The organism is Collinsella sp. HCP28S3_E9 (genome assembly GCF_052065455.1).
Lineage (GTDB): Bacteria > Actinomycetota > Coriobacteriia > Coriobacteriales > Coriobacteriaceae > Collinsella.
The window spans coordinates 1-1,147 of the sequence record NZ_JBQHTZ010000041.1; the positions used below are offsets into that span (position 1 = coordinate 1).

1 protein-coding gene is annotated in these 1,147 nt (G+C 63.4%); it reads right to left on the bottom strand.

Annotated features, from left to right (window positions below; translation table 11 throughout):
- Positions 1-8 precede the first annotated feature (8 nt).
- Entirely contained in the window at positions 9-1,118 is a 1,110-nt protein-coding gene (locus ACTNA2_RS09065; protein WP_441049388.1) for an IS1595 family transposase, read from the bottom strand.
- Positions 1,119-1,147: the final 29 nt, after the last annotated feature.

Genomic DNA, 1,147 nt, shown 5'->3' on the forward strand with positions numbered 1-1,147 from the left:
ACTCTCTGTTAGACCAGCATTGACGTAGCCGCTCCCTGCCGTTGCCAATAGTCCCAGAAGGGCTGGGGACGATCGATCATCTGGCGCCTCGTATGCTCGTAGAAGCCGCAGGCGCTCTGGCCGGAAAGCGTCTGAAGCCCGTCTGCGTCCGAGCGCCTTGCCTGCTCGAGCCAAAGGAACCAGGAGAGGTAGTGGTCCAGCCACTTGGTGGATACGCCGTGGAATGGGGCAAGGAAGATGCGCAGCCTCTGGTGCATCGCGTTGACCATGCCAAGCTCGCCGTCCTTCTGCAGGCGCGTGTCGGTGGCGGCATGCTCGGTGATGCCGAGGGCGGGAAGCACGCGCTTGTAGCCCTGATGGGCGTCGGTCGCCACCCAGGTGCCAGGACCGAGACCCTTGATGGCGTCTCTCAGGGCCTCATCCTTCGGCCTTCCCCTGTCGGCCACGCGGCAGAGCTCGTCTCCGGCATCATTGGCTCCGCAGATGACGCAGACCTTGAGGTTGGAGATGCCGCGCGCATGGACGGCGCCGCCGTGCTTGTGGGGCTTCCTCGGCATCTTGGCAGCACTCCTTGCCCTGTTTCCCGTGAGGGACTCGTCGAGGTAGGCGCCGTCTACCTGCCAGGAGACCGAAGGTCCGGTCCTGAAGGCGAGAAGCGAGCGCTCCATAACCTCGCAGAGTCTCATGCGCATGAACCAGGAGGTCCTGAGGCACACATGGCACGTCTTCGCGCACTGCCTCAGGCTTGAGCCCGAAAGCGTTGCTTCCACGAAGAGCGCCCAGGTCGTGGCATCGAGCTTCGAGGCGGCGAGCAGGCCCCTGCTCTTGGACGAGAATGTCCTCCCGCACCCCTTGCAGAGCCAGCGCTGGGAGCCGTCGGCATTGTGCCCTTTCCTGATGAAGGAGGAAGAGCCGCACCGGGGGCATGATCTGGGCGTCGCGCCATCTGCCTGCTTGCCAAGCTCGCGCGCGACCGCCGCCTTCGTGGCACAGATGAGATCACGCTTCTCCCCGAGGGAGAGCCCCTCCATCTCATGGAGTATGATGTCCAGCATCCCGTCCCCGTCTCTTCGATGTTGATGTTTGGCGACATTCATCTTAGGGCGGGGACGGGACATTATTACGTCAACGCTGGTCTAACGGAGAG